Origin of the sequence: Desertivibrio insolitus (genome assembly GCF_017355965.1) — a bacterium.
GTDB lineage: Bacteria > Actinomycetota > Actinomycetes > Actinomycetales > Microbacteriaceae > JAFIQW01.
On the sequence record NZ_JAFIQW010000004.1, the window covers coordinates 375,893 to 396,606 of the forward strand.

Sequence of the window (20,714 nt, forward strand, 5' to 3'; positions counted from 1 at the left end):
TCAGGGACGCGGAGGAGCGCGGGAACGCCGTCGTTGTCGGCGGCGCAGGGCAGGGTGACGCCGTGATCGCTCGCGTGCTCGTCGACTCCCCGCTGCCGCAGCTCGACCGGCTGTTCGATTACGCCGTGCCCGAGGCCCTGCGGGCGGACATCGCCGTCGGCATCCGGGTGCGCGTGCCGCTGCGGAGCGCCGGCAGGATCGCCGACGCGTTCGTCGTCGAACTCGCCGAGACCGGATCGTTCGGCGGCAACCTGAGCGACGTCGACGCGATCGTCTCGACCGCCCCCGTGCTGACGCCAGAGGTGTACACGCTCGCCCGCGCCGTCGCCGACCGGGCCGCCGGCAGCGCGATCGACGTCGTGCGGCTCGCCGTGCCCAAGCGCCAGGTGCGCGTCGAGAAGGCCTGGCTCGCGGCCCTCGCGGCCGGCGGCATCCCGGCCCGGGCCGAGGTCACCGCCGCTTCCGTAACGGGCTACCCGTCCGGACTCGTCGAGACCGCGATCCACGAGCGCCGCCGCCTCGCGCTCGACGCGATCCCGCACCCCGTGCTGCTCCCGCCCCGCCCCGGGCACGACGCCTCGTGGGTCGGCGCCTGGGCGCTCACGCTCGCCCAGGCCGCGACGCAGGCGATCGACTCCGGCGGCTCGGCGATCCTCGCCGTGCCGGACTACCGCGACCAGGAGCAGCTGCTCGCGGCGCTGGCGACCCTGCTGCCGCCCGACCGGGTGGTGCGCCTCGACGCCCGCCAGTCCGGGCCCGACCGCTACCGCGCGTTCCTCGCCTGCCTCGGCGACGACCCGCTCGTCATCGTCGGCACCCGCTCCGCCGTCTACGCCCCGGCGAAGAAGCTGGCACTCATCGCCGTGTGGGACGACGGCGACCCGCTCCACTCCGAGCCGCTCGCCCCCTACGTGCACGCCCGCGACGCCGCACTCGTGCGCCAGGGTCAGCAGGGCTGCGCGCTCCTGCTCGCCGGGCACGCCCGCAGCACCGAGGTGGAGCGGCTCGTCGAGCTCGGCTACGCGGCATCCGTCGGCCCGGCGCCCGCCGTCACCCCGCACGTCGTGCCGACCGCGCACCAGACCGGGGGAGACCGCCTCGCCCAGCTCGCCCGCATCCCGTCGGCGGCCTGGCGCGCGGCCAGGGAGGCGCTCAGCGACGGGCCGGTGCTCGTGCAGGTCGCGCGACCGGGGTACACGCCCGCGCTCGCCTGCCGCGACTGCGGCTCCGCCGCCCGCTGCCGCCGCTGCGAGGGGCCGCTGACCGTCACCCACAGCGGCGCCGTGCCCTCCTGCGCCTGGTGCGGCGCGCTCGCCACCGGCTGGGAGTGCTCGGTCTGCGGCGGCACCCACCTGCGCCCCGCCGGGGTCGGCGCGAGCCGCACCGCCGACGAGCTCGGCCGCGCGTTCCCCGGGGTCCGCGTGATCGTCTCCGACGGCGAGCGGCCGCTCCTCGCGGTCGACGACCGTCCCGCCCTCGTCATCGCGACCCGCGGCGCCGAGCCCCTCGCCCAGGGCGGCTACCGGGCCGTGCTGCTCCTCGACGGGGAGCGGATGCTCGCGCGCGAGAGCCTCCGCGTCGCCGAGGACTGCCTGCGCTGGTGGGCCAACGCCGCAGCCCTCGCCTCCCCGCGCGCGCCCGTCGTGCTCGTCGGGGTCGGCGGCGCGCTCGCCTCCGCCCTCGCCACCTGGCGCCTGCCCGAGTTCGCGCGGCAGGAGCTCGCGGACCGGCGGCGCCTGCGCTTCCCGCCCGCGGTTCGCGTCGCCTCCGTCACCGGCACGCTCGACAGCGTGCAGCGCGCCCTCGATGCGCTCGACGACCCCGACGTGCTCGGTCCCGTCGACGTGCCGAGCGGGGGAGTGCGCGCCATCGTCCGCTTCGACTACGCCCGCGGGCACGCCGTCGCCGAGGCGCTCCGCGGCGCCGTCATCACGGGAGCAGTGAGCCGGCGGAAGTCCCTCAAGGGAGGCGACCGGCGGCCCGCGCCTACACTCAGAGTGCGGTTCGACGACAGCGAGCCCTTCGACGACCAGTGACTCTGGAGTACCCCTGAAGCTCGTCTTCGCCGGCAGCCCGGCCGCCGCCGTCCCGACCCTGCGCGCCCTTGCCGCCTCCTCTCACGACGTGGCCCTCGTGATCACCCGCGAGGACTCGCCGCAGGGGCGCAAGCGCGTGCTGACGCCGACGCCCGTGGCCGCCGCCGCCGAGGAGCTCGGCATCCCCGTGCTCCGCACCAATCGGCTGCGCGCCGAGGCGGAGGACGCCGTCGTCGGTCGCGGCTTCGACCTCGGCGTCATCGTCGCCTACGGCGGGCTCGTGCGCGAGCCGCTGCTCTCCGCGCCCCGGCTCGGCTGGATCAACCTGCACTTCTCGCTGCTGCCCCGGTGGCGCGGCGCCGCCCCCGTGCAGCGCGCGCTCATCGCGGGCGACGACGTCACGGGCGCGAGCGTCTTCCAGCTCGTGCCCGAGCTCGACGCCGGCGACGTCTACGGCATGCTCACGCAGCAGATCGGTGCCCGCGAGACCGCGGGGCACCTGCTCGACACGCTCGCGGATGCCGGAGCGCCGCTCGTCACGCGGGTCGTCGACGCCCTGGCATCCGGCACCGCCCGCGCCGAACCGCAGGTCGGCGACGTCACGCTCGCGCCGAAGCTCACGCTCGACGACGCCCGCCTCGACTGGTCGGAGCCCGCCGTCATGCTCGACGCGAGGATCCGCGGCGTCACGCCGGAGCCCGGCGCGTTCACGTTGCTCGGCGGCGAACGGTTCAAGATCCACGAGGCACACCTCGCCCGCGACGCCGCCGCGCTCGCGCCCGGCGCGTTCGCCCTGCGCGAGGGCCGCGTGCTCGTCGGCACCGGCACGCATCCGCTCGAGCTCGTCACCGTGCAGCCCGCCGGCAAGAAGGCGATGGCCGCGACCGACTGGTGGCGCGGCTCCGGCGCCGAGGGGCTGGTCGCCGAATGACCGGTCCCGCCCGCCGGCAGCCCCGCCCGCCGCGCCGACCCCCGCAGTCGCGGGTGCAGCCCGCGCGCCGGCTCGCCTACGACGTCGTGCACGCCGTCGACGAGTCCGACGCCTACGCGAACCTCCTGCTGCCCGCACGCCTGCGCCGCGCGAAGCTCAGCGCGCAGGACGCCGCACTCGCGACCGAGCTCACCTACGGCACGCTCCGCCGCCGCGGCTACTACGACCGCGTCATCGCGCTCGCGTCGGGCCGGCAGATCGACCGCATCGACTCGCCCGTGCTCGACGTGCTCCGCCTCGCCGCCCACCAGCTGCTCTCCATGCGCACCGCCCCGCACGCCGTCGTCGACGAGGCCGTGTCGCTCGCGCGGCAGGTCGCGCCGCAGGCATCCGGCTTCGTCAACGCCGTGCTGCGCGGCATCACCCGCGCGGAGCCCGAGGAGTGGCGGGAGCGCGCGCTCGAGGGGGCGCGGTCCGACGACGAACGGCTCGCGATCGCCGAGGCTCACCCCGTCTGGGTCGTCCGCGCGCTGCGCACCGCCCTCGAGGCCGAGGACCGCGGGCACGAACTCGGCGACCTGCTCGCCGCCGACAACGGCTCGCCCCGCGTCTCGCTCGTCGCCCTGCCGGGGCTCGCCGACGTCGCCGAGGTCGGGCCGCCCGCGCGGTTCAGCCCCGTCGGCGCCGCGGCGAGGGCCGGCGACCCGTCGGATCACCCGCTCGTGGCATCCGGCCGCGCCCGCGTGCAGGACGAGGGCTCGCAGCTCGCGGCGCTCGCCCTGAGCCGCGCCCGCCCGATCGAGGCGGGGGAGCGCTGGCTCGACCTCTGCGCCGGCCCCGGCGGCAAGGCCGCCCTGCTCGCCGCCGAGGCCGCGGGCGGCGGCGCGACCCTCGTCGCCAACGAGCTCGTGCCCGCCCGCGTCGACCTCGTGCGCAACGCCCTCGCCGCGCTGCCCGAGCCGCCCGAGGTGCGGCAGGGCGACGGCACGCTGTACGGCCGAGACGAGCCCGCGACCTACGACCGCATCATGCTGGATGCGCCGTGCACCGGGCTCGGCGCGCTCCGCCGCCGTCCCGAGGCGCGCTGGCGCAAGCAGCCGTCGGATGTCGCGGAGCTCGCCACCCTGCAGCAGTCCCTGCTCCGCAGCGCCCTCGACGCCGTCAAGCCGGGCGGCCTCGTGGCGTACGTGACGTGCTCCCCGCACCTCGCCGAGACGCGCGCGATCGTCGAGAGCGTGCTGCGGGACCGGCCCGACGTGGAGCGCCTCGACACGGCATCCGTGCTGCAGAGCGTCGCCCGCGACGAGCTCGACCTCGCCGGCGACCCCCACCGCGTGCAGCTGTGGCCGCACCGCCACAACACCGACGCGATGTCGATCCAGCTGCTGCAGCGGCACTGACGGCTCGCCGCCAATCGCCGCCCACCCACAGCACCGGCGCAAATCATGAGCCGCGCGGCGACACGCCGACCACCCTCGGCGCGCCGCTCCCACCACTCATGAGTCGCACCGGCCCGCTCACGGCGCAGGTCTCCTGCCGTGCCGTGCCCGGCTCCTGATCCAGAACGTGGGCTCCGGAACCGGCGACACGACAGCCCGTCCCGGCGAACCCGCCCAGCCACCCCTCAGTAGGCTTGCCGGGTGCACGCCCGAATCCATCCGTCGATCCTCGCCGCCGACTTCGCCAACTTCGAGCGGGAGCTCTCGCGGATCACGACCGCCGACATGGTCCACGTCGACGTGATGGACAACCACTTCGTGCCGAACCTCACGTTCGGGCTGCCGATGGTGCAGCGCCTGGTGCAGGTCAGCCCCGTTCCGCTCGATGTGCACCTCATGATCGAGAATCCCGACCGCTGGGCCGTCGGCTACGCCGAGGCGGGCGCGGCGTCGGTCACGATCTCCGTCGAGGCGGCGGGTGATCCGGTCGAGATCGCCCGCGGCATCCGCCGGGCCGGCGCGAAGGCCGCGATCGCGGTCAAGCCCGGCACCGACGTCGAGCCCTACCTCGCGACGCTCGAGGAGTGGGACATGATCCTCGTGATGACCGTCGAGCCCGGCTTCGGCGGCCAGTCGTTCCAGACCGAGATGATGCCGAAGGTGCGCCGCACCGCCGAGGCCATCGCGGCGTCAGGCCTCGACGTCCGGCTGCAGGTCGACGGCGGCATCGCGTCGGGAACGATCGCCGAGGCGGCCCGCCACGGCGCCGACACGTTCGTCGCGGGCAGCGCCGTCTACGGCAGCGACGACCCCGAGCGGGCGATCGCCGAGCTGCGCGCCGAGGCGGATGCCGCACTCAGCACCCCCGCGCACTGAGCACGCTGGCGCGCCAAGCACGCTGGCGCGCTGAGCACCCTGCGCTCTGAGCTCGGAGCCGGCACCCCGGCGGCACCTGGTTGACTTGTCGCATGGCTGACACCGGAAAGACCAAGCCCGAGGTCGAGTTCGCGGGCGACACCGCTCCGAGCGAGCTGACCATCACCGACATCGAGGTGGGCGACGGCCCCGAGGCCCCTCCCGGCTCGACCGTCACCGTCCACTACCTCGGCGTCGACTTCGAGACCGGCGAGGAGTTCGACTCCTCCTGGAACCGCGGTCAGTCGATCACGTTCCCGCTCGGCCAGCTCATCGCGGGTTGGCAGCAGGGCATCCCGGGCATGAAGGTCGGCGGACGCCGCCAGCTCGTCGTGCCCCCGCACCTGGCCTACGGCCCGGCTGGCGGTCACCGCCTCGGCGGCCGCACCCTCATCTTCGTGATCGACCTGCTCGGCGTGAACTGACGCACGACGACCGGACGGATGCCGGGCGGGGCGGGTCCCCGTCCGGCATCCGTCGTTTCCGGGCCCCGACGGTCACCGGACGGGGCGGGCCTCCCGGCGGCGATACGCTTGTCGGCGTGAAATCCTTCGACGACCTCTTCGCCGAGCTGCGCGAGAAGGCCGAGACGCGCCCAGAGGGCTCGGGCACGGTCGCCGAGCTCGACGCCGGTGTGCACGCGATCGGCAAGAAGATCGTCGAGGAGGCCGCCGAGGTCTGGATGGCCGCCGAGTACGAGTCGGACGAGCGCACCGCCGAGGAGATCTCGCAGCTGCTCTACCACCTGCAGGTGCTGCTGCTCGCGAAGGGGCTCACGACGGAGGACGTCTACCGACATCTGTGATGTCGCCCGTCCCGTCGTTCACGCACTCACCAGAAGGAACCCCATGGCCAGCCAGCCGCCGCTGAGGATCGCGGTGCCCAACAAGGGCTCGCTCAGCGAGACCGCCGCCCAGATGCTCCACGAGGCCGGATACGCCGGCCGCCGCGACACCCGCGAGCTCCACGTCGCCGACCCGCGCAACAACGTCGAGTTCTTCTACCTCCGTCCCCGCGACATCGCGACGTACGTCGGGTCGGGCGCTCTCGACGTCGGCATCACCGGCCGCGACCTGCTGCTCGACTCCGAGAGCGAGGCCGCCGAGATCGCGAGCCTCGACTTCGGCGGCTCGACGTTCCGCTTCGCCGGCCCGCCCTCCCGCTTCGCGGAGGTGCGCGACCTCGACGGCGCGCGGGTCGCGACGAGCTATCCCGGACTCGTCGGAGCGTTCCTCGCCGAGCACGGCGTCACCGCGAAGCTCGTGCGTCTCGACGGCGCCGTGGAATCGGCGGTACGCCTCGGCGTCGCCGACGCGGTGGCCGACGTCGTCTCGACCGGCGCCACGCTGCGCGCCGCGGGCCTCGAGATCTTCGGACCGGTCATCCTCGAGTCGACCGCCGTGCTGATCAGCGCGGATGCCTCGCGCCCCGGCATCGACGTGCTGCACCGCCGCCTCCAGGGCGTGCTCGTCGCCCGGCAGTACGTGCTCATGGACTACGACGTGCCCCGCGCGCTCCTCGACGAGGCCGCTGCGCTCGCGCCCGGCATCGAGTCGCCGACGGTCAGCCCGCTGCACGACCCCGAGTGGGCCGCCGTGCGCGTCATGGTCAAGCGCCGCGACATGAACCTCATCATGGACGGGCTGTACGACCTGGGCGCGAAGGCGATCCTCGTCAGCCCCATCCACGCCGCGAGGCTCTGATGTCGGTCGCCACCCGCGTCATCCCGTGCCTCGACGTCGCGGCGGGCCGCGTCGTGAAGGGCGTCAACTTCCAGGGCCTGCGCGACCAGGGCGACCCGGTCGAGCTCGCCCGCCGGTACTACGAGCAGGGCGCCGACGAGGTCACGTTCCTCGACGTCACGGCGACGGTCGACGACCGCGCGACGATGTACGACGTCGTCACCGCGACGGCCGAGCAGGTCTTCATTCCGCTCACCGTCGGCGGGGGAGTGCGCTCGACGGAGGACGTCGCCCGTCTGCTCGGCTCCGGCGCCGACAAGATCGGCGTCAACAGCGCCGCCATCGCCCGCCCCGCGCTCATCGACGAGATCGCCGACCGGTTCGGGGCCCAGGTGTGCGTGCTGAGCCTCGACGTCAAGCGCGCGAGCGGCACGGCATCCGGCTTCGTCGTGACGACCCACGGCGGCCGCACCGCGACCGGCATCGACGCGCTCGACTGGGCCCGCGAGGCGATCGAGCGCGGCGCGGGCGAGCTGCTCGTCAACTCGATCGACGCGGACGGCACCCGGCAGGGCTTCGACCTCGAGCTCGTCGGTCTCATGCGCGAGCTGTCGACCGTTCCCGTCATCGCGAGCGGGGGAGCCGGCGCGATCGAGCACTTCGCCCCCGCGATCCACGCGGGCGCCGACGCCGTGCTCGCCGCGAGCGTCTTCCACTCCGGCGAGATCACCGTCGGCGACATCAAGCACGCCCTGCAGGCGGAAGGGGTGACGACCCGATGACCGATGCCTCGCTCGACTCGGTGCTCGAGACCGCGCGCTTCGACCAGGCGGGCCTGCTGCCCGCGATCATCCAGGAGGAGGGCTCGAAGGACGTCCTCATGCTCGGCTGGATGGACCGCGAGGCGCTCCGCCGCACGCTCACCGACGGCCGGGTCACCTTCTGGTCCCGCTCCCGCCAGGAGTACTGGCGCAAGGGCGACACGTCCGGGCACGCGCAGTACGTGCGCGCCGCCGCGTTCGACTGCGACAGCGACGCGCTGCTCGTGACCGTGCACCAGATCGGCGCCGCGTGCCACACGGGCGCGCACTCGTGCTTCGAGGTCGGGCCGCTCGAGCCCGTGATCGGGGAGCCCGCATGAGCCTCACGACGACCCGGGAGCGCTTCGACGCGCTGCTGCCCGACCACCGCGTGCTGCCCGTCGTGCGCGAGCTATTCGCCGACACCGAGACCCCCGTCGGCATCTACCGCAAGCTCTCCCAGGGCGCCCCCGGCACGTTCCTCCTCGAGTCCGCCGAGCAGGGCGGCATCTGGTCGCGCTACTCCTTCATCGGCGTCTCCGCGTTCGGCGTTCTGACGCAGAGCGGGGCGGATGCCACGTGGCAGCCGGTCACGCTCGACGCCGAGCGCGCCCTCGGCGCCGACGCGCCGACCGCGCCCCTCGCGGCCGTCGAGCACCTCTACGAGCGCTGGGCCACGCCCGCCCTCCCCGAACTGCCCCCGCTCACCGGCGGCCTCGTGGGCTTCATCGGCTGGGAGGCGGTGCGCCAGCTCGAGCGGCTGCCCGACGCGCCGCCCGCCGAGTTCGACGTCCCCGGTCAGGCCCTGAGCTTCGTCGCCGACCTCGCCGTCGTCGACCACCGCACGGGCGCCGTGCTGCTCATCGCGAACGTGCTCGCCGACGGCGAGCAGACCCCGGAGGCGCTCTGGGCGGAGGCGCAGCGGCGCCTCGACGACCTGCAGACACGGCTCGCCGCACCGAGCGAGGCCCACCTCGCCGAGGTCGACCTCACCGCCGCCCCGGAGCCGACGCTCCGCCTCGAGCCGGGCGCCTTCCAGCAGACGGTCGTCGCCGCCAAGGAGTTCATCCGCGACGGCGACGTGTTCCAGGTCGTGCTGTCGCAGCGCTTCGATCACGAGGCATCCGCCCCCGCGATCGACGTCTACCGGGTGCTGCGCACGCTCAACCCGAGCCCGTACATGTACCTGCTCTCCCTCGAGTCTCCCGCGGGCGAGCCGTACCACGTCGTGGGCAGCTCGCCGGAGGCGCTCGTCAAGGTGCAGGAGGGCCGCGTCTACTCGCACCCCATCGCCGGCTCGCGTCCGCGCGGGGCGACCCCCGACGAGGACCAGGGCTTCGCCGAGGACCTCGCCGCCGACGAGAAGGAGCGCGCCGAGCACCTCATGCTCGTCGACCTCGCCCGCAACGACCTCGCGAAGGTCTGCCGCCCCGGCACGGTCGAGGTCACCGAGTTCATGCGCATCGAGCGCTACAGCCACATCATGCACCTCGTCTCGAGCGTCGAGGGCGACCTCGCCCCCGGCCGCAACGCCGTCGACGTGTTCCGAGCGACGTTCCCCGCCGGCACGCTCTCGGGCGCACCGAAGCCTCGGGCGCTCGAGATCATCGACGAGCTCGAGGTCGCCCAGCGCGGCGTCTACGGGGGAGTGGTCGGGTACTTCGGCTTCGGCGGCGACGCCGACGTCGCGATCGCGATCCGCACGGCCCTCCTGCAGGGCGGGATCGCCCGCGTGCAGGCCGGCGCCGGACTCGTCGCCGACAGCGACCCCGACACCGAGGAGCTCGAGACGCGCAACAAGGCCGCCGCGCCGCTCCGTGCCGTGGCGATCGCGAACGCCATGCGGAGGCTCGGCTGAGCGGCGCGCTGCCGGAGCCCCCGGCCGAGGATCCGAGCCGGAAGGCCGCGCCCGCGCGGGCGACCGGTCGCCGGGCCCGCCTGCTCGCCGTCCTCGGCGTCGTCGCGAGCGCCGCGCTCGCCCTGCTCGCTTGGACGCAGCCCTGGTTCCGCTTCACGACGGATGCCGGGATCGTCGAGGCACCCGGAGAGGCGGCGGCACCGGCCCTCGCGGCCCTCGCTGTCGCCTCGCTCGCGCTCGGCGCCGCCCTCACCCTCGCGGGACCCGTGTTCCGGGTGGTCTTCGCCCTGCTCGAGCTCGCGATCGGCCTCGGCCTCGGTGCGACCGCCATCGGCGCCCTCGTCGCGCCCTACGAGAGCGCCGGCACTGTCGTCACCGAGCTCACCGGCGTCGCCGGCACCGACTCGATCGAGTCGCTCGTGAGCGCGGTCGCCGTCACCCCGTGGCCGTTCGTCGCGATCGCCAGCGCGCTCGGCGCTCTGGCATCCGGTGCCTGGATCCTGCTCACCGCGCGGCGCTGGCCGGGCTCGACCCGCCGCTACCAGGCGGTGCGGCTCGCGCCGGCGGATGCGCCCCGGACCGCCGCGGCGGACTGGGACGCCCTGAGCGAGGGCGACGACCCCACCGACGGCCCCCGCGACGACGGGGGCCCGGGCAACTCCCGGTAGACTTTCCGCCGATCCACCACGACCACGAGGAGCGACCCCATGGCCCACGAAGACCAGGACCACCACGGCAACTCGCCGGCAGCCTGGACCGGCGTGACGATCATCCTGATCGCCTTCGCCATCGGCACCGTCGCCTTCTTCCTCGAGGTCGAGTGGCTCGTCTGGATCTGCGGCATCCTCGTCCTCGTCGGACTCCTCGTCGGCTTCCTCATGGGCAAGCTGGGCTACGGGGTCAACGGGCCGCGCTACGTCGCGCGCCGCAGCGACGCCGACTAGTGGCGACCGATCTTCTCGCGGAACTGACGGCAGGAGCCGTCGCCGACGCGCGCGAGCGCCAGGAGTCCACGCCCCTCGCGGCCGTCGAGGCGGCCGCCCTCGAGGCGGCGCCCGCGCTCGACGCCCGCGCGGCCCTGGCCGTGCCCACGGTCAGCGTCATCGCCGAGGTGAAGCGCGCGAGCCCGTCGCGCGGCTCCCTCGCCGCGATCCCGGACCCGGCCGAGCTCGCCGCGCTCTACGAGCAGGGCGGCGCCGCCGTCGTCAGCGTGCTCACCGAGCAGCGCCGGTTCAAGGGGTCGCTCGACGACCTGCGCGCCGTCAAGCAGCGCGTGTCGATCCCGGTGCTCCGCAAGGACTTCCTCGTCGAGCCCTACCAGCTGTTCGAGGCCCGCGCCGCGGGCGCCGACGTCGTGCTGCTCATCGTCGCGTCGCTCGAGCAGCGCGCCCTCGTCGAGCTGCACGAGCTCGCGACCCAGCTCGGCATGACCGCGCTCGTCGAGGCGCACAGCGCCGACGAGGTCTCCCGCGCCGTCGACGCCGGCGCGACCGTCGTCGGCGTCAACGCCCGCGACCTCACCACGTTCGAGCTCGACGCCGGTCTCTTCGGCCGGCTCGCGCCGGGCATCCCCGACGGCGTCGTCAAGGTCGCCGAGTCCGCCGTCAGTACCGAGGCCGACGTCGCGGCCTACCGCGCCGCCGGCGCCGACGCCGTGCTCGTCGGCGAGGCCCTCGTCACCGACGGCGACCCCGTCTCCACCCTTCAGCGCTTCCTGGCGGTTTGAACACCATGACCCTTCTCCGCGACGCCGTCGGCCCCTACTTCGGCGACTACGGCGGGCGCTTCGTGCCCGAGTCCCTCATCGCCGCCCTCGACGAGCTCGACGCGGCCTACCGCGTCGCCCGCGAGGACCCCGAGTTCCAGGCGGAGCTCGACGAGCTGCACCGCACCTACACCGGGCGGCCCTCGATCATCACCGAGGCGCCCCGCTTCGCTCAGCACGCGGGCGGCGCCCGCATCCTGCTGAAGCGCGAGGACCTCAACCACACCGGGTCGCACAAGATCAACAACGTGCTCGGCCAGGCCCTGCTCGCCAAGCGCCTCGGCAAGACCCGCCTCATCGCCGAGACCGGCGCCGGGCAGCACGGTGTCGCGACCGCGACCGCCGCGGCGCTCTTCGGCATGGAGTGCGTCGTGTACATGGGCGAGGTCGACACCGAGCGCCAGGCGCTCAACGTCGCCCGCATGCGTCTGCTCGGAGCGACCGTGATCCCGGTGAAGACGGGCTCGCGCACGCTCAAGGATGCGATCAACGAGGCGCTCCGCGACTGGGTGGCCAACGTCTCGACGACGCACTACCTGCTCGGCACCGTCGCCGGTCCGCACCCGTTCCCCGTCATGGTGCGCGACTTCCACAAGATCATCGGCGAGGAGGCCCGCGAGCAGGTCCTCGCCCTCACCGGGCGCCTGCCGCACGCGATCGCCGCGTGCGTCGGCGGCGGCAGCAACGCGATGGGCATCTTCCACGCGTTCCTCGACGACCCCGACGTCAAGCTCTACGGCTTCGAGGCCGCGGGCGACGGCGCCGACACGCCGCACCACGCCGCGACCATCACCAAGGGCCGCCCCGGCGTGCTGCACGGCGCGAAGAGCTACATGTTGCAGGACGAGGACGGCCAGACGATGGAGTCGCACTCCATCTCCGCCGGCCTCGACTACCCCGGCGTCGGCCCGGAGCACGCCTGGCTCGCCGACATCGGCCGCGCCAGCTACCTGCCCGTGACGGATGCCGAGGCGATGGAGGCCTTCCGCCTGCTGACCCAGACCGAGGGCATCATCCCCGCGATCGAGTCGTCGCACGCCCTCGCCGGCGCGCTCGCGCTCGGCCGCGAACTCGGCCCCGAGGGCATCGTGCTCGTGAACCTCTCCGGGCGCGGCGACAAGGACGTGACGACCGCCGCCCGGTGGTTCAAGGTGCTCGACGAGAACGCGGAGCAGATGTGACGAGCGAAGCCCCCCGCATCACGAGCCCCGTCGGCACGCTGCTCTCCGAGCGCCGCGCCGCCGGACGGGGCGCCCTCGTCGGCTACCTGCCGGCCGGCTTCCCCGACCTCGCCACGAGCGTCGAGTCCGCCGTCGCGATCGCCGAGAACGGCGTCGACGTCATCGAGCTCGGCGTGCCGTACTCCGACCCGGTCATGGACGGCGCCGTCATCCAGGCCGCGACGCAGACCGCGCTCGCGAACGGCTTCCGGCTCGCCCACGTCTTCGACGCCGTCGCGCAGATCACGAGCCGCGTCGACGTGCCCGTGCTCCTGATGACCTACTTCAACCCCGTCATGCAGTACGGCGTCGACCGCTTCGCACGCGACCTCGCCGCGGCCGGGGGAGCGGGCCTCATCACGCCCGACCTGGTGCCCGACGAGGCCGGGCCCTGGCTCGCAGCCTCCGACGAGACCGGGCTCGACCGCGTCTTCCTCGCCGCGCCCTCGTCGTCGCACGAGCGGCTCGTGCAGTCGGTGACGATGAGCCGCGGCTTTGTCTACGCCGTCTCGACGATGGGCATCACCGGCGCGCGCAGCGACGTCGACGTGGCCGCCCGCTCGCTCGTCTCCCGCCTCCGCGACGCCGGAGCGGAGCACGCGTGCGTCGGCGTCGGCATCTCCACCGCCGACCAGGTGCGCGAGGTGCTCGAGTACGCCGACGGCGCGATCGTCGGCTCGATGCTCGTGAAGGCCCTCGCCGACGGCGGGGTGCCCGGCGTCGGCCGCGCCGCCGCCGAACTCGCGCGCGGCCTCTCCTGACGCGACGGCCGCGCGGCGTCCGCCGTCTTCCGCACCGTCGCTAGACTCTGCCTTCGACCCCACCGACCACCGAAAGGGACATCCCCGTGATCGCTCACTCGAGCCTCCCGAGCCCCGACACCGAGCTCCAGGTGCCGATCACCCTCTCGGGTCAGTGGCTGCGCGACCTCGGCCTGTCGTGGTTCCCCGACTTCAACATCCACGCCTACGCCCTCTGCATCCTCGCCGGGATCATCGCGGCGATCATCGTCACCGCGGCCCGGCTCCGCCGCCGCGGCGTGGACTCGGGCGTCGTGTTCGACGTCGGCATCTTCGCCGTGATCCTCGGCATCCTCGGCGGTCGGCTCTACCACGTCTTCACCCACCCGGGCGACTACTTCTTCGAGGGCGCCAACCTGCTCGAGATCTTCGCGATCTGGAACGGCGGGATGGCGATCTTCGGCGCCCTCATCGGCGGCGCGATCGGCACCTGGATCGGCTGCCGCATCGCCGGCGTCCGGTTCTGGACCTTCGCCGACGCGCTCGCCCCCGGGCTCCTGCTCGCGCAGGCCTTCGGCCGGCTCGGCAACTACTTCAACCACGAGCTCTTCGGCATCCCCACCGACCTGCCGTGGGGCCTCGAGATCGAGTCGACGAACCCCGCGTTCCCGATCGGCCTGCCGTCGGACACGCTGTTCCACCCGACCTTCCTCTACGAGATCCTGTGGAACCTGCTCGGCTTCGCCGTGATCCTGCTGCTCGACCGCGAGTTCCGCTTCCAGTGGGGCCGGGCACTCGGCCTGTACCTCATCTGGTACGGCATCGGGCGCAGCTGGTTCGAGGCGATCCGCATCGACCCGAGCGAGCTGTTCCTCGGCATCCGCGTCAACATCTGGGCCGCGTGGCTCGCGATCCTCCTGGGCGTCGTGATCTTCGTCGTGCAGAAGCGCCGCCACCCGGGACTCGAGCCCAGCGGCTACGTTCCGGGCCGCGAGCCGGAAGACGAGGTCTCGGACAAGGTAGACTCCGACGAGACCTACACCGACGAGGACGACGACTCCCTCGAGCCCGTCCCCGCCGGAGTATCCGGTGCGACCGCCACAAGCTCCTCCCGCGCCACCTCCTGACAGCACCGCCGCGGCCGCAGCCAGCCGCTCGCGCCCGTGACCATCCGACGACGGATGCCACCCGCCGCCACCCTCCTGCCAGCGTGCAGCCGCCCCGGGCCAACGTCGTCCCCCGTGTATTACCTTTCCTCGTGAGGACGGTCCCATGGCTCCCACACCCCTGAACTCCCGCTTCGGAGCGGCTCCTGCCGCCGCCGGTCTGTACGACCCGGCGAACGACCGAGACGCGTGCGGTCTCGCGATGGTCGCCACCATGCGCGGCACCGCCGGGCACGACATCATCGACGTCGCGCTGAGCGCGCTGCGGAACCTCGAGCACCGCGGTGCCGTCGGCTCGGACGCCGGCACCGGCGACGGCGCGGGCATCATCACGCAGATCCCCGACGCGTTCCTGCGCGAGGTCACCGCGTTCGACCTGCCGCCCGTCGGCTCCTACGCCGTCGGCCTCAGCTTCCTGCCGACCGACGCCGACGAGCGCAGCGAGATCAAGCTCGGCATCGAGACGATCGCCCTGGAAGAGGGCCTCGAGGTGCTCGGCTGGCGCGACGTGCCCGTCGACCCCTCGCACCTCGGCTCGCTCGCCCGCAACGCGGCGCCGAAGATCGAGCAGCTCTTCGTGGCATCCGGCCGGCACGACCGCGACGGCCGGCCGCTGCAGGGCATCGAGCTCGACCGCCAGACGTTCCGCCTCCGCAAGCGCGCCGAGCGCGAGCTCGAGGCGTACTTCCCCTCGCTGTCGAGCCGCACGCTCGTCTACAAGGGCATGGTCACGACGCTCCAGCTCGAGCCGTTCTACCCTGACCTCTCCGACGAGCGCTTCGCCTCGAAGCTCGCCCTCGTGCACTCGCGCTACTCGACGAACACCTTCCCGAGCTGGCCGCTCGCGCAGCCGTTCCGGATGATCGCGCACAACGGCGAGATCAACACCGTGCAGGGCAACCGCAACTGGATGCGCGCGCGGCAGTCGCAGCTCGCCTCCGACCTGCTCGGCGACCTGCAGCCCGTGCTGCCGATCGTCTCGCCCGGCGCGAGCGACTCGGCCTCGTTCGACGAGGTCGTGGAGCTGCTCAGCCTCTCCGGCCGCTCGCTCCCGCACGCGGTCATGATGATGGTGCCCGAGGCCTGGGAGAACCAGCCCGACCTCGACGCCCAGCGCCGCGCCTTCTACGAGTACCACTCGATGCTCATGGAGCCGTGGGACGGCCCCGCCGCGATCGTCTTCACCGACGGCTCGCTGGTCGGCGCGACCCTAGACCGCAACGGTCTGCGCCCCGGTCGCTGGCTCGTCACCGACGAGGGCCTCGTCGTGCTCGCGAGCGAGATCGGCGTGCTCGACGTCGAGCCCTCGAAGGTCGTCCGCAAGGGCCGCCTGAGCCCGGGCAAGATGTTCGTGGTCGACACCGAAGAGGGTCGCCTCATCGACGACGACGAGCTCAAGCAGGAGCTCGCCGCGTCGAAGCCGTGGGGGGAGTGGCTCGAGGAGGGCCGCATCAACCTCGCCGACCTGCCGGAGCGCGAGCACATCGTGCACACCCCCTCGTCGGTCACGCGCCGCCAGCGCACCTTCGGCTACACCGAGGAGGAGGTCCGGATCCTCGTCGGGCCGATGGCCAAGACCGGCGGCGAGCCGCTCGGCGCGATGGGTTCCGACACCCCCATCGCGGTGCTCTCGAAGCGCCCGCGCCTGCTCTTCGACTACTTCACGCAGCAGTTCGCCCAGGTGACGAACCCGCCGCTCGACTCGATCCGCGAAGAGGTCGTCACGAGCCTGAAGCTCGGTCTCGGACCGGAGCGCAACCTGCTCGACGCGACCCCCGAGCACGCGAAGCAGGTCATCCTCGACTTCCCGGTCATCGACAACGACCAGCTCGCGAAGATCCAGCACATCGACCCGCGCCCGGGCAGCGTGCTGACGACGACGATCCGCGGCCTCTACCGCGTCGACGACGGCCCGACCGCGCTCGAGAAGCGCCTCGCCGCGATGTGCGAGGAGGCCGACCGTGCCATCGAGGCCGGGGCGCAGTTCCTCGTGCTGAGCGACCGCGACTCGAACGCCGATCTCGCGCCCGTGCCGTCGCTGCTCATGCTCGCGGCCGTGCACCACCACCTCATCCGCCAGGAGACGCGGATGAAGGTCGGCCTGATCGTCGAGGCCGGCGACGTGCGCGAGGTGCACCATGTCGCGCTGCTCATCGGCTACGGGGCATCCGCGATCAACCCGTACCTCGCCATGGAGACCGCCGAGGACCTCGTCCGCGCCGGCGAGCTCGAGGGCGTCACGAGCGAGAAGGCCGTCGCCAACCTGCTCAAGGCGCTCGGCAAGGGCGTGCTCAAGATCATGTCCAAGATGGGCATCTCGACGGTGTCGTCCTACGCCGGCGCCCAGGCCTTCGAGGCCGTCGGCCTCAGCCAGGCGTTCGTCGACCAGTACTTCACCGGCACCTCGAGCCTGCTCGGCGGCGTCGGCATCGACGTCATCGCGGCGGAGTCCGCGGCGCGCCACCGCTCCGCCTACCCCGAGGACGGCGCGCCCGGCACGCACGAGCGCCTCGCCGTCGGCGGCGAGTACCAGTGGCGCCGCGGCGGCCCGCCCCACCTGTTCAACCCGGACACGGTGTTCCGCCTGCAGCACGCCACGCGCAACCGCCGGTACGACATCTACCGCGACTACACGCGACTCGTCGACGAGCAGTCGGAGAACCTCATGACGCTGCGCGGCATGTTCGCGCTGCGCGAGGGGGTGCGCCCGCCCGTGCCGCTCGACGAGGTCGAGCCGGTCGAGTCGATCGTCAAGCGCTTCTCCACCGGCGCGATGAGCTACGGCTCCATCAGCAAGGAGGCGCACGAGACCCTCGCGATCGCCATGAACCGGCTCGGCGGCAAGTCGAACACCGGTGAGGGCGGCGAGGACGTCGACCGTCTGCTCGACCCCGAGCGCCGCAGTGCAATCAAGCAGGTCGCCTCCGGCCGCTTCGGTGTGACGAGCATGTACCTCACGCACGCCGACGACATCCAGATCAAGATGGCGCAGGGCGCGAAGCCCGGCGAGGGCGGCCAGCTGCCGCCGAGCAAGGTGTACCCGTGGGTCGCCCGCACCCGGCACGCGACCGCCGGCGTCGGGCTCATCAGCCCGCCCCCGCACCACGACATCTACTCGATCGAGGACCTCAAGCAGCTGATCTTCGACCTCAAGCGGGCGAACCCCGCCGCGCGGGTGCACGTCAAGCTCGTGAGCGAGAAGGGCATCGGCGCGGTCGCCGCGGGCGTGACCAAGGCCAAGGCCGACGTCGTACTCGTCTCGGGCCACGACGGCGGCACCGGCGCGAGCCCCGTGAACTCGCTCAAGCACGCCGGCACCCCCTGGGAGCTCGGTCTGGCCGAGACGCAGCAGACGCTCATGGTCAACAACATGCGCGAGCGCGTCACGGTGCAGGTCGACGGCCAGATGAAGACCGGCCGTGACGTCATCGTCGCGGCGCTGCTCGGCGCCGAGGAGTACGGCTTCGCGACGGCACCGCTCGTCGTCGAGGGCTGCATCCTCATGCGCGTCTGCCACCTCGACACCTGCCCCGTCGGCGTCGCGACGCAGAACCCCGAGCTGCGCGCGCGCTTCAGCGGCAAGCCCGAGTTCGTCGTCAACTTCTTCGAGTTCCTGGCGCAGGAGGTGCGGGAGTACCTCGCCGCGCTCGGCTTCCGCTCGCTCGAGGAGGCCATCGGCCACACCGAGGTGCTCGACGTCGACCGCGCCGTGCAGCACTGGAAGGCCGACGGTCTCGACCTCACGCCGATCCTCGTCGGCCCGAAGTTCGACGACGAGGCACCGCGGACGCGCCGCGTCGCCCAGGACCACGAACTCGACGAGCACTTCGACCGCCGCCTCGTGCTGCTGTCGCGCGACGCGCTCGACAGCGGCCGCAAGGTCACGATGTCGCTGCCGATCCGCAACACCGAGCGGGCCGTCGGCACGATGCTCGGGCACGAGGTCACGAAGCGCTACGGCGAGAACGGCCTGCCCGCCGGCACGATCGACATCACCCTGTCGGGTTCGGCCGGTCAGTCGCTCGGCGCGTTCCTCCCGGCCGGCATCACGCTGCGCCTCGAGGGCGACAGCAACGACTACGTCGGCAAGGGCCTCTCGGGCGGCTCGATCGTGGTGCGTCCTTCCAAGGGCTCGACCTTCGCGGCCGAGGAGAACGTCATCGCGGGCAACGTGATCGGCTACGGCGCGACGCAGGGCTCGATGTTCATCCGCGGCATCGTGGGGGAGCGCTTCCTCGTCCGCAACTCCGGCGCGACCGCCGTGGTCGAGGGCGTGGGCGACCACGCGCTCGAGTACATGACCGGCGGACTCGCCGTCATCCTCGGCGCGACCGGACGCAACCTCGGCGCCGGCATGTCCGGCGGCACGGCGTACGTGCACGCGCTGCAGGAGTCGAGCGTCAACCGCGAGGCCCTCGCCTCCGGCGAGCTCTCGCTCCTGCCACTCGGCGCGGGTGACGCCGAGATCCTCACCGACCTGCTCCAGCAGCACGTCCGTGAGACCGACTCCGAGCTCGCCAAGCGCATGCTCGACGACATCGACGAGACCCTCGCACGGTTCGTCAAGGTACTGCCCCGCGACTACGCGGCCGTGCTGGCCACCCGCCAGAACGCCGTGGAGGAGGGGCTCGACCCGGATGGCGACGTCGTGTGGACGCGCATCCTGGAGGTGACAGGTGGCTGATCCCAGGGGCTTCCTGAAGACGCGGGAGCGCGAGCTCCCCGCCCGTCGGCCCGTCTCGCTGCGGCTCATGGACTGGAAAGAGGTCTACGAGCAGCAGGAGAGCGGCGTGCTCCGCCGGCAGGCCGGGCGCTGCATGGACTGCGGCATCCCGTTCTGCCACTCCGGATGCCCGTTGGGCAACCTGATCCCGGAGTGGAACGACCTCATCCGCCGCGGCCACGACCGCGACGCGGTCGAGCGTCTGCACGCGACGAACAACTTCCCGGAGTTCACCGGCAAGCTGTGCCCGGCGCCGTGCGAGTCGTCGTGCGTGCTCGGCATCAACCAGCCGCCCGTCACGATCAAGCAGGTCGAGGCGTCGATCGCGGAGATCGCGTTCAACAACGGCTGGATCACGCCGCACCCGCCGGAGCGACTCACCGGCAAGACCGTCGCCGTCGTGGGCTCCGGCCCCGCCGGCCTCGCCGCCGCCCAGCAGCTCACCCGTGCGGGCCACACCGTGGCCGTGTACGAGCGCGACGACCGTATCGGCGGCCTGCTGCGCTACGGCATCCCGGACTTCAAGATGGAGAAGCGCCACATCGACGCGCGCATCGCGCAGATGACCGCGGAGGGCACCCGCTTCCGCGCCGGCGTCGACATCGGCACCGACATCACGTGGGACGACCTCAAGCAGCGCTACGACGCCGTGATCATCGCGACCGGTGCCCTGGTGCCGCGCGACCTGCCGATCCCCGGCCGCGACCTCGACGGCATCCATTTCGCGATGGACTACCTGACGCAGCAGAACCGCGTCGTCGCGGGCGGCACCGTCGACTCGCAGATCACCGCGGAGGGCAAGCACGTCGTCGTCATCGGCGGCGGTGACACCGGCGCCGACTGCATCGGCACCGCGCACCGCCAGAAGGCGCTCGGCGTCACGAACCTCGCGATCGGCAAGCAGCCGCCGCACGAGCGCCCGGAGCACCAGCCCTGGCCGATGACTCCGACGATCTTCGAGATCTCCTCGGCTCACGAGGAGGGCGGCGAGCGGATGTTCCTCGCCTCGACCGTCGAGTTCCTCGGCAACGAGGCCGGCGAGGTGCGCGCCATCCGTGTCGCGGAGACCGAGTTCGTCGACGGCCGCCGCGTACCGAAGGCGGGCACCGAGCGCGAGATCCCCGCCGACCTCGTGCTGCTCGCCCTCGGCTTCACCGGTCCGGAGCGCCACACGATCGACCCGCAGCTCGGCCTCCGCGCCGACGAGCGCGGCAACATCGCCCGCGACGGCGACTACCAGACCGACGAGCCCGGCGTCTTCGTCGCCGGCGACGCCGGCCGCGGCCAGTCGCTCATCGTGTGGGCGATCGCCGAGGGACGTGCCGCCGCTAGTGCGGTCGATCGGTATCTTGAGGGTGAAACCCAGCTGCCCTTCCCCGTCAAGCCGACGGACCGCGCGCTCGCGCTCTAGTCCGTTCCCGGCAGCAACAATCAACGTA

General features: G+C 72.9%; 18 protein-coding genes. All 18 read left to right on the forward strand.

Annotation, left to right across the window (positions count from 1 at the left end; translation table 11 throughout):
• Positions 1-62: 62 nt before the first annotated feature.
• The 18 genes from JUB10_RS11330 (at position 63) to JUB10_RS11415 (ending at position 20,686) form a co-directional block, all read left to right on the forward strand.
• Positions 63-2,036, forward strand: a complete 1,974-nt coding sequence (locus tag JUB10_RS11330) for a primosomal protein N' family DNA-binding protein (RefSeq protein WP_307859203.1) — start codon at positions 63-65, stop codon at positions 2,034-2,036.
• Between the two features lie 13 nt (positions 2,037-2,049).
• Positions 2,050-2,967 carry a methionyl-tRNA formyltransferase gene (fmt, locus tag JUB10_RS11335; RefSeq protein WP_207457078.1) on the forward strand — a complete coding sequence of 306 codons (918 nt, stop codon included), beginning with the start codon at positions 2,050-2,052 and terminating at the stop codon, positions 2,965-2,967.
• Positions 2,964-4,367, forward strand: a complete 1,404-nt coding sequence (locus JUB10_RS11340) for an RsmB/NOP family class I SAM-dependent RNA methyltransferase (protein ID WP_207456776.1) — start codon at positions 2,964-2,966, stop codon at positions 4,365-4,367. Before fmt ends, JUB10_RS11340 begins: the two co-directional genes overlap by 4 nt.
• Before the next feature lie 240 nt (positions 4,368-4,607).
• Positions 4,608-5,282 (forward strand): ribulose-phosphate 3-epimerase, encoded by a 675-nt coding sequence (gene rpe / locus JUB10_RS11345; RefSeq protein ID WP_207456778.1) that lies wholly within the window; start codon positions 4,608-4,610, stop codon positions 5,280-5,282.
• 92 nt (positions 5,283-5,374) lie between these two features.
• A complete protein-coding gene (locus JUB10_RS11350) occupies positions 5,375-5,746 on the forward strand; it encodes an FKBP-type peptidyl-prolyl cis-trans isomerase (protein ID WP_207456780.1) in 372 nt (123 codons plus the stop codon).
• 116 nt (positions 5,747-5,862) lie between these two features.
• Complete coding sequence (locus JUB10_RS11355) at positions 5,863-6,126, forward strand: phosphoribosyl-ATP diphosphatase (RefSeq protein WP_207456781.1); 264 nt, start codon at positions 5,863-5,865, stop codon at positions 6,124-6,126.
• Positions 6,127-6,169: 43 nt separating this feature from the next.
• On the forward strand, positions 6,170-7,024 hold the full coding sequence (gene hisG, locus JUB10_RS11360; protein WP_207456783.1) for an ATP phosphoribosyltransferase: 855 nt from the start codon (positions 6,170-6,172) through the stop codon (positions 7,022-7,024).
• Positions 7,024-7,785, forward strand: coding sequence for an imidazole glycerol phosphate synthase subunit HisF (gene hisF / locus JUB10_RS11365; protein ID WP_207456784.1), 762 nt, complete (start codon positions 7,024-7,026; stop codon positions 7,783-7,785). Before hisG ends, hisF begins: the two co-directional genes overlap by 1 nt.
• Positions 7,782-8,144 (forward strand): phosphoribosyl-AMP cyclohydrolase, encoded by a 363-nt coding sequence (gene hisI, locus JUB10_RS11370; RefSeq protein ID WP_207456786.1) that lies wholly within the window; start codon positions 7,782-7,784, stop codon positions 8,142-8,144. Before hisF ends, hisI begins: the two co-directional genes overlap by 4 nt.
• Positions 8,141-9,661, forward strand: coding sequence for an anthranilate synthase component I (locus JUB10_RS11375; protein WP_207456788.1), 1,521 nt, complete (start codon positions 8,141-8,143; stop codon positions 9,659-9,661). Before hisI ends, JUB10_RS11375 begins: the two co-directional genes overlap by 4 nt.
• Positions 9,662-9,741: 80 nt before the next feature.
• On the forward strand, positions 9,742-10,329 hold the full coding sequence (locus tag JUB10_RS11380; RefSeq protein WP_278250366.1) for a Trp biosynthesis-associated membrane protein: 588 nt from the start codon (positions 9,742-9,744) through the stop codon (positions 10,327-10,329).
• A gap of 39 nt (positions 10,330-10,368) precedes the next feature.
• The gene (locus JUB10_RS11385; protein ID WP_207456789.1) at positions 10,369-10,605 is read left to right on the forward strand and encodes a DUF6704 family protein; all 237 of its coding nucleotides are present in this window, start codon (positions 10,369-10,371) and stop codon (positions 10,603-10,605) included.
• A complete protein-coding gene (gene trpC, locus JUB10_RS11390) occupies positions 10,605-11,387 on the forward strand; it encodes an indole-3-glycerol phosphate synthase TrpC (RefSeq protein ID WP_207456791.1) in 783 nt (260 codons plus the stop codon). Before JUB10_RS11385 ends, trpC begins: the two co-directional genes overlap by 1 nt.
• Positions 11,388-11,392: 5 nt before the next feature.
• A complete protein-coding gene (gene trpB / locus JUB10_RS11395) occupies positions 11,393-12,607 on the forward strand; it encodes a tryptophan synthase subunit beta (RefSeq protein ID WP_207456793.1) in 1,215 nt (404 codons plus the stop codon).
• Positions 12,608-12,624: 17 nt separating this feature from the next.
• Positions 12,625-13,407 (forward strand): tryptophan synthase subunit alpha, encoded by a 783-nt coding sequence (gene trpA / locus JUB10_RS11400; protein WP_207457081.1) that lies wholly within the window; start codon positions 12,625-12,627, stop codon positions 13,405-13,407.
• 86 nt (positions 13,408-13,493) lie between these two features.
• Positions 13,494-14,513, forward strand: coding sequence for a prolipoprotein diacylglyceryl transferase (lgt, locus tag JUB10_RS11405; protein ID WP_374191698.1), 1,020 nt, complete (start codon positions 13,494-13,496; stop codon positions 14,511-14,513).
• Between the two features lie 145 nt (positions 14,514-14,658).
• Complete coding sequence (gene gltB / locus JUB10_RS11410; protein WP_207456794.1) at positions 14,659-19,236, forward strand: glutamate synthase large subunit; 4,578 nt, start codon at positions 14,659-14,661, stop codon at positions 19,234-19,236.
• A complete protein-coding gene (locus tag JUB10_RS11415) occupies positions 19,229-20,686 on the forward strand; it encodes a glutamate synthase subunit beta (RefSeq protein WP_207456795.1) in 1,458 nt (485 codons plus the stop codon). Before gltB ends, JUB10_RS11415 begins: the two co-directional genes overlap by 8 nt.
• The last annotated feature ends 28 nt before the right edge of the window (positions 20,687-20,714 follow it).

Bases quoted from the DNA above. Each gene is read 5' to 3' on its own strand.
- hisI (WP_207456786.1), top strand. From the start codon at position 7,782: ATGACCGATGCCTCGCTCGACTCGGTGCTCGAGACCGCGCGCTTCGAC.
- JUB10_RS11375 (WP_207456788.1), top strand. From the start codon at position 8,141: ATGAGCCTCACGACGACCCGGGAGCGCTTCGACGCGCTGCTGCCCGAC.
- hisG (WP_207456783.1), top strand. From the start codon at position 6,170: ATGGCCAGCCAGCCGCCGCTGAGGATCGCGGTGCCCAACAAGGGCTCG.
- trpB (WP_207456793.1), top strand. From the start codon at position 11,393: ATGACCCTTCTCCGCGACGCCGTCGGCCCCTACTTCGGCGACTACGGC.
- gltB (WP_207456794.1), top strand. From the start codon at position 14,659: ATGGCTCCCACACCCCTGAACTCCCGCTTCGGAGCGGCTCCTGCCGCC.
- JUB10_RS11340 (WP_207456776.1), top strand. From the start codon at position 2,964: ATGACCGGTCCCGCCCGCCGGCAGCCCCGCCCGCCGCGCCGACCCCCG.
- JUB10_RS11385 (WP_207456789.1), top strand. From the start codon at position 10,369: ATGGCCCACGAAGACCAGGACCACCACGGCAACTCGCCGGCAGCCTGG.
- hisF (WP_207456784.1), top strand. From the start codon at position 7,024: ATGTCGGTCGCCACCCGCGTCATCCCGTGCCTCGACGTCGCGGCGGGC.
- JUB10_RS11350 (WP_207456780.1), top strand. From the start codon at position 5,375: ATGGCTGACACCGGAAAGACCAAGCCCGAGGTCGAGTTCGCGGGCGAC.